Origin of the sequence: Pseudomonas sp. B19(2017) (genome assembly GCF_002113165.1) — a bacterium.
Classification (GTDB): Bacteria; Pseudomonadota; Gammaproteobacteria; order Pseudomonadales; family Pseudomonadaceae; genus Aquipseudomonas.
Window position 1 is genome coordinate 1 of the sequence record NZ_NEJR01000021.1, and the last position, 12,755, is coordinate 12,755.

8 protein-coding genes and 1 pseudogene are annotated in these 12,755 nt (G+C 63.6%); 4 read left to right on the forward strand and 5 right to left on the reverse strand.

Annotation, left to right across the window (positions count from 1 at the left end; translation table 11 throughout):
- Nucleotides 1-81, forward strand: a pseudogene (locus CAF70_RS28235) (transcription elongation factor GreAB); the annotation flags it as partial.
- A 141-nt stretch (nt 82-222) separates the two neighbouring features.
- Here the strand turns inward: CAF70_RS28235 and gdhA are convergent.
- The 3 genes from gdhA to CAF70_RS22625 all read right to left on the reverse strand — a co-directional run bounded on the left by gdhA (nt 223) and on the right by CAF70_RS22625 (nt 4,244).
- Nucleotides 223-1,563: an NADP-specific glutamate dehydrogenase gene (gdhA, locus tag CAF70_RS22615; protein ID WP_063911744.1), complete on the reverse strand. Its 1,341-nt coding sequence runs from the start codon at nt 1,561-1,563 to the stop codon at nt 223-225.
- Between the two features lie 314 nt (nt 1,564-1,877).
- Nucleotides 1,878-3,545 carry an energy-dependent translational throttle protein EttA gene (gene ettA / locus CAF70_RS22620; protein ID WP_085626661.1) on the reverse strand — a complete coding sequence of 556 codons (1,668 nt, stop codon included), beginning with the start codon at nt 3,543-3,545 and terminating at the stop codon, nt 1,878-1,880.
- A gap of 294 nt (nt 3,546-3,839) precedes the next feature.
- Nucleotides 3,840-4,244, reverse strand: a complete 405-nt coding sequence (locus CAF70_RS22625) for a hypothetical protein (protein ID WP_085626662.1) — start codon at nt 4,242-4,244, stop codon at nt 3,840-3,842.
- Nucleotides 4,245-4,492: 248 nt separating this feature from the next.
- Between CAF70_RS22625 and CAF70_RS22630 the strand changes: the two genes are divergently transcribed.
- The 3 genes from CAF70_RS22630 (at nt 4,493) to CAF70_RS22645 (ending at nt 10,940) form a co-directional block, all read left to right on the forward strand.
- Complete coding sequence (locus CAF70_RS22630) at nt 4,493-8,323, forward strand: bifunctional diguanylate cyclase/phosphodiesterase (protein ID WP_085626663.1); 3,831 nt, start codon at nt 4,493-4,495, stop codon at nt 8,321-8,323.
- Nucleotides 8,324-8,539: 216 nt separating this feature from the next.
- A complete protein-coding gene (gene glyA / locus CAF70_RS22635; RefSeq protein ID WP_025337620.1) occupies nt 8,540-9,793 on the forward strand; it encodes a serine hydroxymethyltransferase in 1,254 nt (417 codons plus the stop codon).
- Nucleotides 9,794-9,986: 193 nt separating this feature from the next.
- On the forward strand, nt 9,987-10,940 hold the full coding sequence (locus CAF70_RS22645; RefSeq protein WP_085626664.1) for an arsenic resistance protein: 954 nt from the start codon (nt 9,987-9,989) through the stop codon (nt 10,938-10,940).
- A gap of 23 nt (nt 10,941-10,963) precedes the next feature.
- Here CAF70_RS22645 and CAF70_RS22650 read toward each other — a convergent pair whose 3' ends face one another.
- Both CAF70_RS22650 and CAF70_RS22655 read right to left on the reverse strand, forming a co-directional pair.
- Complete coding sequence (locus CAF70_RS22650) at nt 10,964-11,287, reverse strand: RidA family protein (RefSeq protein ID WP_085626665.1); 324 nt, start codon at nt 11,285-11,287, stop codon at nt 10,964-10,966.
- 44 nt (nt 11,288-11,331) lie between these two features.
- A complete protein-coding gene (locus tag CAF70_RS22655; RefSeq protein ID WP_085626666.1) occupies nt 11,332-12,750 on the reverse strand; it encodes an aldehyde dehydrogenase family protein in 1,419 nt (472 codons plus the stop codon).
- Between the last annotated feature and the right edge of the window lie 5 nt (nt 12,751-12,755).

The window sequence follows — 12,755 nt, forward strand, 5'->3', positions numbered from 1 at the left end:
GGGCCTGGGGATGAGGTGGTCTGGCGGCGGCCGGTGGGGGAGCAGGTGATCGAAGTGGTTGAGGTTATGGGTGAAGATTGAGGGCCCTGGGGGCTGCTTTGCAGCCCATCGCGTCACAAGGCCGCTCCTACAGGGATCGCGACAACCTGGATGATCGCGCAATCCTGTAGGAGCGGCCTTGTGTCGCGATCGGGCCGCAAAGCGGCCCCCTGCGGCCTCAGATCAAACGACGCCCTGCGCCAGCATCGCATCAGCCACCTTCACGAAGCCCGCGATGTTTGCACCTTTGACGTAGTTGATGCTGCCATCCGCCTCTTCACCGTAATGCACGCAAGCATGGTGAATCGACTGCATGATGTTGTGCAGCTTGCTGTCCACCTCACCGGCAGTCCACAGCAGGCGCATGGCGTTCTGCGACATTTCCAGGCCCGACACGGCCACGCCGCCGGCGTTGGAGGCCTTGCCCGGGGCGTACAGGATGCCGGCCTCCAGGAAGATATCCACAGCCTCCAGGGTGGTCGGCATGTTGGCGCCTTCGGCCACGCAGATGCAGCCATTGCGCAGCAGGGTGCGGGCGTCTTCGGCGCCCAGTTCGTTCTGCGTGGCACACGGCAGGGCGATGTCGCACGGCAGGCTCCACGGAGTCTGGCCCTTGCGGAACTCCAGGCCGAACTGCGCGGCCAGTTCGCTGATGCGGCCACGCTTGACGTTCTTCAGCGCCATCACCGCATCCCACTGGGCATCGGTCAGGCCGGCTTCGGCGTACAGGGTGCCTTCGGAGTCGGACAGCGAAATCACCTTGCCGCCCAGGTCCATTACCTTGCGCGCGGCATACTGGGCCACGTTACCCGAGCCGGAAATCGCCACGCGGCAGCCATCGATACGCTTGTCCTGGCGCTTGAGCATTTCTTCGGCGAAATACACGCAGCCGTAGCCGGTGGCTTCCGGGCGGATCAGGCTGCCGCCGTAGGTCATGCCCTTGCCGGTCAGCACCGAAGTGAACTGGTTGGCCAGGCGCTTGTACTGGCCGAACATGAAGCCGATTTCGCGGGCACCCACGCCGATGTCGCCCGCCGGAACGTCCAGGTCAGCGCCAATGTGGCGGTACAGCTCGCTCATGAACGCCTGGCAGAAGCGCATCACTTCAGCGTCGCTCTTGCCTTTGGGGTCGAAGTCCGAGCCGCCTTTGCCGCCGCCCATGGGCAGCGAGGTGAGGGAGTTCTTGAATACCTGCTCGAAGGCCAGGAACTTGAGCACGCCCAGGTTGACCGACGGGTGGAAGCGCAGGCCGCCCTTGTACGGGCCGATGGCGCTGCTCATCTGGATGCGGTAGCCGCGGTTGACCTGCACCTTGCCTTGGTCATCGACCCAGGATACGCGGAACAGCACGGCACGCTCGGGCTCGACCATGCGCTCCAGGATGCCGGCCTGCAGGTAATGCGGGTTGGCCTCCAGGAACGGCCACAGGCTGCGCAACACTTCTTCCACCGCCTGGTGGAATTCAGGTTGGCCCGGGTCGCGTTGTTTCAGGCGCGCGAGGAAATTGTCGACAGATTCGATCATGGTAGACATCTCACCAAGAGGATTGGACTTATTGGTTTTTTTCAGGAATGTACCAAGAAGCAATCGCACCGGAATAGGGCGAAATGTCGTTTTTTTGAAATTATTTGGTGCGTTTTCTATAAGTGTATACAAAACCTTGGTCGGCGGCGGCTTCATTCGCGGGCGCGCCCGCTCCCACAGGTTCACCACAAGCTTTGGGTTCCAGGGGCTCCTGTGGGAGCGGGCATGCCCGCGAATGAAGCCAGCACCACTTTCCAGCCAGGCACAAAAATGGGACCTAAGAAGGCCCCATTCCTGTGCATCGAAAAACCGGCTTACTGGGCCAGCTTCTTGTGCCGTACACGGTGCGGCTGGGCAGCAGCATCGCCCAGGCGCTTCTTGCGGTCGGCTTCGTACTCGGTGTAGTTACCCTCGAAGAACACCACGTTCGAGTCGTCTTCGTACGCCAGGATGTGGGTAGCCACACGGTCCAGGAACCAACGGTCGTGGGAGATCACGATCGCCGCGCCCGGGAAGTCCAGCAGGGCTTCTTCCAGCGAACGCAGGGTTTCGACGTCGAGGTCGTTGGACGGTTCGTCGAGCAGCAGGACGTTACCGCCCTCCTTCAGGGTCAGGGCCAGGTGCAGACGGCCACGCTCACCACCGGACAGGTCCTTGACGAACTTCTGCTGGTCGCCACCCTTGAAGTTGAAGCGGCCCACGTAGGTACGCGAAGGGATCTCGTAGTTGCCGATGCGGATCATGTCGGAACCATCGGAAATCTGCTGGAACACGGTCTTGCTACCGTCCAGGTCCTCGCGGCTCTGATCGACGCAGGCCAGCTGCACGGTTTCACCGATCTCGATAGTGCCCGAGTCCGGCTGTTCCTTGCCCATCAGCATGCGGAACAGGGTCGACTTACCAGCACCGTTACCACCGATCACGCCGACGATGGCGCCTTTAGGCATGGAGAACGACAGGTTGTCGATCAGCACTCGGTCGCCGTAGCCCTTGGTGACGTTCTTGAACTCGATGACCTTGTCGCCCAGGCGCGGACCGGCCGGGATGTAGATCTCGTTGGTTTCGCTGCGCTTCTGGAACTCCTGCGACTGCATTTCTTCGAAGCGCTGCAGACGGGCCTTGGACTTGGACTGGCGGGCCTTGGCGCCTTTGCGCACCCACTCCAGTTCCTCTTTCATGGCCTTCTCGTGGGCGCTCTGCTGCTTGGATTCCTGCGCCAGGCGCTCGGACTTGGCTTCCAGCCAGCCCGAGTAGTTACCTTCGTACGGGATGCCGGCGCCGCGGTCCAGTTCCAGGATCCAGCCGGCGACGTTGTCGAGGAAGTAACGGTCGTGGGTAATGGCTACCACGGTGCCCGGGAAGTCGTGCAGGAAGCGCTCCAGCCAGGCCACCGAGTCGGCATCCAGGTGGTTGGTCGGTTCGTCCAGCAGCAGCATGTCGGGGGCCGACAGCAGCAGGCGGCACAGGGCCACGCGGCGCTTCTCGCCACCGGACAGGTGCTCGATGCGCGCGTCCCAGGCCGGCAGGCGCAGGGCGTCGGCAGCAACGTCCAGCTGGCGCTCCAGGTTGTGGCCGTCGGCGGCCTGCAGGATGGCTTCCAGCTTGGCCTGCTCGGCGGCCAGCTTGTCGAAGTCGGCATCCGGTTCGGCGTAGGCCGCGTAGACCTCGTCCAGACGCGCCTGGGCGTCCTTGATCACGCTGACCGCTTCCTCGACCACTTCGCGCACCGACTTGTTCGGGTCCAGTTGCGGTTCCTGCGGCAGGTAGCCAACGTTGATGTCGGGCATCGGACGGGCTTCGCCGTCGAATTCCTTGTCGACGCCCGCCATGATCCGCAGCAGGGTCGATTTACCGGCGCCGTTCAGGCCGAGCACGCCGATCTTGGCGCCCGGGAAGAACGACAGGGAAATGTTCTTGAGAATTTCCCGCTTCGGCGGCACGACCTTGCTCAGCCGATGCATGGTGTAGACGTATTGAGCCAAAACCAAGCCCTCTAATCAGATAGGTAAAGACATCGACGATCGCCCCGGCGCACTGGCCAGGGGGATGTATTTACGGGGGTGTCATTGAACAAAGTCGACCATTCTACGCCAACGCGCGGCGTTGCATAGGAGGGGCGGATGGTGGGGGGTGGGATCAGGGGGAATCTCTTGCCTGTACCGGCCCTTTCGCGGCTAAAGCCGCTCCCACAGGTACTGCACAATATTTAAAGGCGGTGATATCCCTGTGGGAGCGGCTTTAGCCGCGAAGGGGCCAGCACAGCAGCCAACGATGGCTCAGACGTGACGCTGCCTGGCCTTGCCCCGCGGCAAGCGGCAGCGGTCGCCCTGCTCGGCCAGGCGCGCGGCCCAGGCGGACTTCACGCTGAAGCCACCGCTACGAGCCGGCTGCTGCTCGGCAGCTTTGGCTGGCTTGGCGGCCGCAGGCGCACGGCTGACAACCTTGGCCGCCGGCTTGACCTCGGCCACGGCGACTGCCGGCTCAACTGCCGCCTTGGCGGTCTTGCGCAGTTCGGCCAGCGATGGGCTCTTGCTCTTGGCGACAGCGGCCGCCTCGGGTTTGCTCAGCGAACGCTGGCAAGACTTGCAGGATACGTCCTCGGTCACGGCAGTGCTGACAAGGGTCTGACTGCTGCGCCCGCAGGCGGAATCGAGGCCATTGGTGGAAAAGTGAGTAACCAAAACCGAACATCTCCGATGCGTTGTCATTTGAAGCGGGCGCTATTCTCGCACAGGTCGCAGGGGCTTGCCGAACCACCCGGCAGGCACCACCGGTCCTGCGGACTGGCACTTTGCCATAATCCGAGGCATGCTAGCCCGTTTCAGGTATCCGGCCTTATAGTGCACCACCGCGGTCTGGCGACCAGACACCGGCACACACCGTGCATGATCCATCCCTGCCATCGCCAGCCCAATCGCAGGATCAACGCTTGACCAATCTTACACATCCGTCGTCATTGCGTTCCGCGCCACAGGCGCCCGTCGCTTCGCTGCGCGGGTCGATCAAGGGTGCGCTGGCGCTGCTGGCCCTGATCCTGCTGGCCCTGCTGCTGTGGCAGTTGTTCGCCCAGTTCAACCATACCCAGGCCGACCTGCGCAAACAGAGCCTGAACGCCACCGCCGAACAGGCAGACCACCTGAGCCTGAACATGGCACTCAAGGCCCAGCAGGCCATGAATGTGATGCAACCCTATGTCAAGGCACCGGCGCCCAAGGCCCTGCCCGGCCTGCTGGGCAGCCTGCGCGAGCAGCTGCCGGCCCTGCAGAGCATCGCCTGGCTGGACGCTACCGGGCAGCTACAGGCCGACAGTCTGAGCGCAAGCCCCGACCGCCAGACGCTTGACGAGCTGCTCAGGCTGAACCAGGGTCGTCCGTACTTCTTCAGCAATTCGCCCGACAACCGCACCCTCTATCTGTTGCTACGCCAGGCCGCCGGCCAGGACCGAGGCTACTGGCTGCTGCGCCTGTCGCCGGACTACTACCGCACCCTCACCCTTCACCTGGATGGTACCGCCCACCCGCTGTGGCTGCTGGAAAACAGCCGCAACGGCGAAGTACTGCAACGCCATGCGCCGGCCGATACCAGCAACGAACCGCTGCAAAGCGTAATGCTGGCCTTCATCGACAACAGTACCTGGCAGCTGCGTGGTCTGTTCGACGCCAAGCGGGCCCAGCAGAAGCTGCTGCCGGCGCTGCTCGGCAAATGCCTGCTGGTGCTGTTCTGCGCACTGCTGCCGGTGCTGGCCCTGATCAACATGCGCCGCCGCCAACGGGCGCTGCAGGAAGACCGTCGGCGCTACCAGGAAATCTTCGAAGGCACCGGCGTGGCCTTGTGCGTGCTCGACCTGTCCAGTCTGCCCGGCAAACTCGACCGCTACCACCTGCGCAACCGTGCCGGGCTCAAGCACAGCCTGGCCCTGGACCCGAACCTGCGCCGCTCGCTGCTGCTGGAGCTGAAGATCACCGAGATCAACCAGGTAGCCCGCCAGTTGTTGAACATCGACTGCCACGAAGGTGCCTGGCAGCGCCTGATCGATGGCACCGGCGATGGCCGCGACAGCGTCGGCATGCAACTGATCGACGCGCTGATCGAGCAACGCCCGCTGCTGGAGCTGGAAGTGCGCCTGCCGGCCCCGCTGGGTGGCGAGCTGCACCTGTGGCTGATGGCCCGCCTGCCGCAGCAACGCCGTGACTACCAGGCGGTGATCCTCAGCATCAGCGACATCACCAGCCGCAAGCAGGTGGAACTGTCGTTGCTGGAGCGCGAAAGCTTCTGGTCGGACGTGGTGCGCACCGTGCCCGACCAGTTGTACGTGCAGGACGTGCTCAACCAGCGGATGATCTTCAGCAACCGCCACCTTGGCCAGACCCTGGGCTACGACCGTACCGAGCTGGCGCAGATGGGCGACCGCTTCTGGGAACTGCTGCTGCACCCCGAGGACGCGGCGCACTACCAGGCACTGCGCCAGCAACAGCGTGACAACGGCCATGACCAACCGCTGCACTGCCAGTTGCGCTTCCGCCACCGTGATGGCAGTTGGCGCTGCTACGACATTCGCGAACAAGTGCTGACCCGTGACGCCGATGGCCTGGTGACGCGCATCATCGGCGTGGGCAAGGACGTGACGGTGCAGATCGAGGCCAGCCAGTCGCTGCGCGACAGCGAACAGCGCTACCGCATGCTCGCCGAAAGCATCAGTGACGTGATCTTCTCCACCGACAACCTGCTCAAGCTCAATTACGTCAGCCCTTCGGTGCAGAGCGTGTTGGGCTACCAGGCCGACTGGATCTTCACCAACGGCTGGCAGTCGATCATCGCCAACCCGGCCCAGCTCACCGGCATCTACAGCCTGATGGAGCGCGTCAGCAAGGCCATGAGTGACCCCGCGCAGCTGGCCCAGCTGCGCAGCCAGCTGCCGACCCAGTTGTTCCTGTTCGACTGCCTGCGCGCCGATGGCCGCAAGATTCCCATCGAACTGCGCCTGGTACTGGTATGGGACGATGAGCAGCGCTTCGAAGGCGTGCTCGGTGTGGGCCGCGACATCAGCCAGCAACGCCGTGCCGAAAAGGACCTGCGCATGGCCGCGACGGTATTCGAGCACTCCACCTCGGCGATCCTCATCACCGACCCGGCAGGTTATATCGTCCAGGCCAACGAAGCGTTCAGCCGCGTCAGTGGTTACGCCGTCAGCGAGGTACTCGACCAGTTGCCGGGCCTGCTCACCGTCGACGAACAGCAGGAGGGCCACCTGCGCTACGTGGTCAAGCAGCTGCACCAGCGCGGCAGCTGGGAGGGCGAGGTGTGGCTCAAGCGCCGCGACGGCGACCACTACCCGGCCTGGGTCGGCATCACCGCGGTGCTGGACGACGAAGGCGACCTGGCCAGCTATGTGTGCTTCTTCACCGATATCAGCGAGCGCAAGGCCAGCGAACAGCGCATCCACCGCCTGGCCTACTATGACGCCCTCACCCACCTGCCCAACCGCACGTTGTTCCAGGACCGCCTGTACAACGCCCTGCAACAGGCCGAGCGGCAAAAGGCCTGGGTGGTGCTGATGTTCCTCGACCTGGACCGCTTCAAGCCGATCAACGACTCACTCGGCCACGCCGCCGGGGACCGCATGCTCAAGGACATGGCCCAGCGCCTGCTGGCCTGTGTGGACAACGACGACACCGTGGCGCGCATGGGCGGCGATGAGTTCACCCTGCTGCTGCAACCGCGCGCTACCCGCGAGATCGCGCTCAACCGCGCCATTCACGTGGCCGAGAACATCCTCGGCAGCCTGGTGCGACCGTTCGTGCTGGAGAACCGCGAGTTCTTCGTCACCGCCAGTATCGGCATCGCCCTCAGCCCGCAGGATGGCAGCGAGCTGAGCCAACTGATGAAAAACGCCGACACCGCCATGTACCACGCCAAGGAGCGTGGCAAGAACAACTTCCAGTTCTACCAGGCGGAGATGAACGCCAGTGCCCTGGAACGCCTGGAGCTGGAAAGCGACCTGCGCCATGCCATGGAGCAGAACGAGTTCATCCTCTACTACCAGCCGCAGTTCAGCGGCGACGGCAAGCGCCTGACCGGCGCCGAAGCGCTGCTGCGCTGGCGTCACCCGACCCGCGGCCTGGTGCCGCCAGGCGACTTCATCCCGGTGATCGAAGAACTGGGCCTGGTGGTGGACGTGGGCGACTGGGTGCTGCGCGAGGCCAGCCGCCAGCTCAAGGCCTGGCACAAGGCCAAGGTGCGCGTGCCCAAGGTATCGGTGAACATCTCGGCGCGGCAGTTCTCCGACGGCCAGCTGGGCACGCGTATCGCCACCATTCTGGAAGAATCCGGCCTGCCACCGGCGTGCCTGGAACTGGAGCTGACCGAAAGCATCCTGATGCGCGAAGTGAACGAAGCCATGCAGATTCTCGCCAGCCTGAAAAACCTCGGCCTGAGCATCGCGGTGGACGACTTCGGCACCGGTTACTCATCGCTGAACTACCTCAAGCAGTTCCCCATCGACGTGCTGAAGATCGACCGCACCTTCGTCGATGGCCTGCCCGAAGGCGAGCAGGATGCGCAGATTGCCCGGGCGATCATCGCCATGGCCCACAGCCTCAACCTGGCGGTGATTGCCGAAGGTGTGGAAACCCACGAGCAGCTGGAATTCCTGCGCGAGCATGGTTGCGACGAGGTTCAGGGCTACCTGTTCGGGCGGCCGATGCCGGCGCATCAGTTCGAGGCGCAGTTCGCCAACGAGACGCTGTTCATGTTCAATTGATGCGTTGCCGGCGGCGATCCCACAGGTACGGTATTACAACTGGATACCCCATAAAAAACGGACTTGTGAGTCAACTCCAACCCCCGCCCAGCCCAGACATGGCGCGGGATGCAACATGAAGCCCATTGGTCCGCGACTTGATGCCACTTCATATGCCAGCCGCCAATCAATCGGTTAGAATGCCCCCCCAATTCACCCCGATCCTTGAGGACCGCCATGTTCAGCCGTGATTTGACCATTGCCAAGTACGACGCCGAGCTCTTCGAAGCCATGCAGCAAGAAGCTCTGCGCCAGGAAGAGCATATCGAGCTGATCGCTTCGGAAAACTACACCAGCCCGGCAGTCATGGAGGCCCAGGGCTCGGTCCTGACCAACAAGTACGCCGAAGGCTACCCGGGCAAGCGCTACTACGGTGGTTGCGAGTACGTCGATGTCGTCGAACAACTGGCCATCGACCGTGCCAAGGAACTGTTCGGCGCCGACTACGCCAACGTTCAGCCGCACGCCGGCTCCCAGGCCAACGCTGCCGTCTACCTGGCCCTGCTGTCGGCCGGTGACACCATCCTGGGCATGAGCCTGGCCCACGGTGGCCACCTGACCCACGGTGCTTCCGTCAGCTCCTCGGGCAAGCTGTACAACGCCATCCAGTACGGCATCGACGGCAACGGCCTGATCGACTACGACGAAGTCGAGCGCCTGGCTGTCGAGCACAAGCCGAAGATGATCGTTGCCGGCTTCTCGGCCTACTCGCAGGTTCTGGACTTCGCCCGCTTCCGCGCCATCGCCGACAAGGTCGGTGCCTACCTGTTCGTCGACATGGCCCACGTTGCCGGCCTGGTTGCCGCTGGCGTGTACCCGAACCCTGTTCCGTTCGCCGACGTGGTCACCACCACCACCCACAAGACCCTGCGCGGCCCGCGTGGCGGCCTGATCCTCGCTCGCAAGAACGAAGAGATCGAGAAGAAGCTGAACTCCGCCGTATTCCCGGGCGCCCAGGGTGGCCCGCTGGAGCACGTCATCGCAGCCAAGGCCATCTGCTTCAAGGAAGCCCTGCAGCCTGAGTTCAAGGCTTACCAGCAGCAAGTGGTGAAAAACGCCCAGGCCATGGCCAGCGTATTCATCGAGCGTGGTTTCGACGTGGTTTCCGGTGGCACCCAGAACCACCTGTTCCTGCTGTCGCTGATCAAGCAGGAAATCTCCGGCAAGGACGCTGACGCCGCCCTGGGCAAAGCGTTCATCACCGTCAACAAGAACTCGGTACCGAACGACCCACGTTCCCCGTTCGTCACCTCGGGCCTGCGTTTCGGCACCCCGGCCGTGACTACCCGTGGTTTCAAGGAAGCCGAGTGCCGCGAGCTGGCTGGCTGGATCTGCGACATCCTGGCTGACCTGAACAACGAAGCGGTGATCGACGCCGTACGTGAGAAGGTCAAGGCCATCTGCAAGAAGCTGCCGGTATACGGCAACTGATTGGCGATCGCCTGACAGCGAAAAGCCCGGCCTAGTGCCGGGCTTTTTCGTTTTCGGGAGGCGAATCCTGTGGGAGCGGGCGTGCCCGCGAAGAAGACGACTCGGTGGATGGCACCGGCTGCGCCGGTGTTCGCGGGCACGCCCGCTCCCACAGGTTATGATAGCGTTCCTCCCTTCAAACACAGGCCGTACCTTGACCAGAGCGCAACTTGAAACGCACCAGGTCCCGATCTACTTCGCCGCCGTGCTCGCCGCCATCACGTTCGGCCTGCTGGCCAGCGACACTGCACGCCACCTGGAAGCCCTGGTCACCCCTGCCATCGCCGTACTGATGTACGCGATGTTCCTGCAGATCCCCTTCCTCGACTTGCGCCAGGGCCTGGGCAATCGCCGCTTCATGGCCGCCCTGCTGCTGGCCAACTTCATCCTCGTGCCCCTGCTGGTCTGGGCCATTACCCGCGGCCTGGTCGCACACCCGGCGGTCCTGATCGGTGCACTGCTGGTGCTGCTGACACCGTGCATCGACTACGTGGTGGTGTTCACCCACATCGGCAAAGGCGACGCCCGCCTGACCCTGGCCGCCACCCCCGTGCTGCTGTTGGTACAACTGGCGCTGCTGCCGCTTTACCTGGCCCTGATGCTGGGTGACAGCAGCAACGTGGCCATCTCCATCACCCCGTTCGTGGAAGCCTTCCTGCTGCTGATCGTGCTGCCGATGGTCCTCGCCGTGCTCACCAGCGCGGGTGCCCGTCATTCGCGCATGATGTCCACATGGAACGACGCCTGGGCGTGGATGCCGGTGCCGGCCATGGCCTTGGTGCTGGTGGTGGTGATCGCCTCGCAAATAGCCGTGGTGCTGCGTGATTTCGACCGTTTGCTGCCGGTGATTCCGGTGTACATCGGCTTCATGCTGTTGGCGCCAGTGCTCGGGTTCGTTGCGGCGCGCCTGCTGCGCCTGCCGGTGACCGAGGCACGGGCGGTAACCTTCAGCGCCGCCACGCGCAACTCGCTGGTAGTGTTGCCATTGGCGCTGGCACTGCCCGAAACAATGCGCGGGTTGGCCGCGGCAGCGGTAATTACCCAGACACTGGTGGAGCTGGTAAGCGAACTGATCTATGTAAGGGCGGTGCCCCGAGCCGTACGCTGACCCGGGGTTTCGGTCGCTCAGGGTCAGGCGCACTCAGGGCATACGGCAAATACCTGTACCTCGACCAGGTAACCCTCTCCCAGGTCTGCGCCTACACAAGCCCGGGGTGGTTTCGGACAACCCTGCAACCAGGCGTCGTACACCTCGTTGACCTGGTCGAAGTGGCTGTAGTCGGCAATCCATAACTGAACCCGGGTCAAGTGCTGCTTGCCGACCTTGGCCTCTGCCATCAGCCCATCGATCGTACTCAACGCCTGGCGCAACTGCCCCTGCACATCCTGGCGCAGGTCGTCCGCGACCACGCCTGCCGTTTCGAACAGGCCCCTGTAGCTGACCGCCAGCGACATTCGCTCGCCTGATCCATAGCGTTCGATCATCAAGCTTGCTCCCCTTATCCCAACTGGTTGAGGCAGACGACTTTGGGCTGGGTCATGTCCTCGTAGGCAAACCGCACCCCCTCGCGGCCAAGGCTTCCATACTTGGAGCCACCGAATGGCATGGCATCGAAGCGGTAGTCGGACGAGTCGTTGATCATCACGCCGCCAGCCTCTATGCGCTTCGCCAGGCTCAGCGCCAAGGACAAGTCACGGGTGAACACACCAGCATGCAAGCTGTACTCCGGGGCGTTGGCCAGTGATATCGCCTGCTCGATATCCTCGAAAGGCGCCAGCATCACCACCGGTGCGAAGACCTCCTCACGCCACAGCCGGCTGGCGTGGTCAACACCCTCCAGCACCGTCGGCGCATAGCTGGCCCCCTGGCGGCGATGACCGCAGAGCAGGCGAGCACCGTCCTGCAGGGCCTGGTTCACGCGCTCTTCAATCTGCCGGGCCGCGGCTTCGGTGATCATTGGCCCCATGTCGGTTTCGTGCAGGCCTGGATCCCCCACCACCATCGCCTGGGTCAAGGCGACGAAGCGCTGGCGGAACGCCTCATAGATCGAAGCGTCCACCAGGATGCGCTGGGTGCCGATGCAGTTCTGCCCCGCTGCCCAGAATGCGCCAGACATACAAGACTCGACAGTGGCCTCAAGGTCGCAGTCCTTCAATACCAGTACCGGCGCGTTCCCCCCCAGGTCCATGGCAAGTTTTTTCAGGCCCGCCCCCCGGGCAATCTGTTCGCCCGTGGCGAAGCCGCCCGTGAAGGAAATCATCCGCACTTCACGCACGGCCACCAGGGCCTTGCCCAGTTCGGCACCGCCAGTGGCCACGGTGACCACGGTCTCCGGCAGGCCCGCAGCGACCAGGTACTGCACCAGTTTCAAGGCAGAAAGCGGGGCCAGCTCCGAAGGCTTCAGAATGACCGCATTGCCTCCAGCAATCGCTGGCCCCAGCTTGTGCGCCACCAGGTTGAGCGGGTCGTTGTACGGGGTAATGGCCAGGATCAACCCCAACGGCTCGCGGGTGAACCAGCCCTGACGCGACTCCGAGCCTTCATAGGCATCGAAAGGCACCACCTCGCCGGCGTTGCGCCGCGCTTCCTCGGCAGACAGCTTGAGGGTATTGATGCAGCGCTTCACCTCCTTTTCGGCCTGACGCAGGGTCTTGCCCGCTTCGTCGACAATCAGGCCGGCAAAATCTGCTGCATCGCGCTCGATGAGCCGCGCGGCCTGCTCCAGAATGCTGGCGCGACGGTGCCGGGGCAGCGCGGCGCTTTCGCGTACGCCCTGACGGGCACGAACCAGCAGGCCTGGCACGGCATCGGCAGCAAGGTTGGCGACGCTGCCGACCAGGCTACCGTCGAAGGGGCTGTACACATCGATCAAAGCGGGTTGCTGGACGGCTACCCGGGACACGTAAGTCAGGCTCATGAAGG

Bases quoted from the DNA above. Each gene is read 5' to 3' on its own strand.
- glyA (WP_025337620.1), top strand. From the start codon at position 8,540: ATGTTCAGCCGTGATTTGACCATTGCCAAGTACGACGCCGAGCTCTTC.
- CAF70_RS22655 (WP_085626666.1), bottom strand. From the start codon at position 12,750: ATGAGCCTGACTTACGTGTCCCGGGTAGCCGTCCAGCAACCCGCTTTG.
- gdhA (WP_063911744.1), bottom strand. From the start codon at position 1,563: ATGATCGAATCTGTCGACAATTTCCTCGCGCGCCTGAAACAACGCGAC.
- CAF70_RS22650 (WP_085626665.1), bottom strand. From the start codon at position 11,287: ATGTCGCTGGCGGTCAGCTACAGGGGCCTGTTCGAAACGGCAGGCGTG.